We start from the raw sequence: 1082 nt of genomic DNA, 5'->3' as shown, positions 1-1082 counted from the left end.
CACATCCCGCGCCAACGGCCCCATCGACCAGCCATCACCCGCGATGTGATGCACCACCAGCACCAGCACATGCTCATCCGCACCGACCCTGAACAACCGGGCCCGGACAGGGATCTCCTCCGCAAGGTCGAAGGCATACCGTGCCGCCTCCGCCACAGCCCCGCCGAGCTCCTCCGCGCGCACATCGGTGACCGTCAGTGCGAAGCCGCTCTCCTCGACGGGCAGGATCCGCTGGTACGGCTCGCCGTCCGTCTCCGCGAACACCGTGCGCAGTACCTCATGGCGCTCCAGCACATCCCGCAGCGCACCCTCAAGTGCGTCCCTGTCCAGCGCCCCGGTCAGTCGCACCGCGATCGGCATGTTGTAGTTCGCGCTCGGACCTTCCAGCTGCGTCAAGAACCACAGCCGGCGCTGCGCGTACGACAGCGGCACCCGCTCCGGGCGCTCCCCCGCCACCAGAGCCGGACGCGCCGTGTCCGCCTGGCCCAGCCGTGCCGCGAGGCCGGCCGGCGTGGACGCCTCGAACAGGGTTCGCAGCGCCACCTCCACCCCCAGCACCGCACGCACCCGACTCACCAGCCGGGTCGCCAGCAACGAGTGGCCGCCGAGAGCGAAGAAGTCGTCCTCGACACCCACCTCGTCCAGACCGAGGACCTGGGCGAACGCCTGGCACAGGATCTCCTCCTGCACCGACACCGCACCGCGGCCCCCGCCACTCACGTACTCCGGTGCGGGCAGCGCCTTGCGGTCCAGCTTGCCGTTCACCGTCAACGGCAACGCCTCCAGCACGACAACCGCCGAGGGCACCATGTACTCCGGCAACCGCTCCGCCGAGAAGGCGCGCACCTGGCGAGCCAGCCCCTCGGGAGCCATGTCCTCGCCAGGAACCGGAACGACGTACGCCACCAGGCGTTTGTCCCCGGGAACGTCCTCACGGGCGACCACCGCCACCTGCGCCACCGCCGGATGCGCGGCCAGCACCGCCTTGACCTCACCCGGCTCGATCCGGAACCCCCGGATCTTCACCTGCTCATCCGCACGCCCCGCGAACACCAGCCGGCCCTCAGCCGACCACCGCACCC

Annotated in this window: 1 protein-coding gene; it reads right to left on the bottom strand. The window is 70.7% G+C overall.

What is annotated here, in order from left to right; genetic code table 11:
• Positions 1 to 1082 (bottom strand): condensation domain-containing protein (locus AB0937_RS38525; RefSeq protein WP_366718876.1); only part of this gene is annotated, 1082 nt, incomplete at both ends.

The organism is Streptomyces sp. NPDC047880 (assembly GCF_040706515.1).
In the GTDB taxonomy this organism is placed as follows: Bacteria; Actinomycetota; Actinomycetes; order Streptomycetales; family Streptomycetaceae; genus Streptomyces.
Note: the sequence above shows the minus strand (reverse complement) of the source record. Positions and strands in the feature narration are given on the sequence as shown.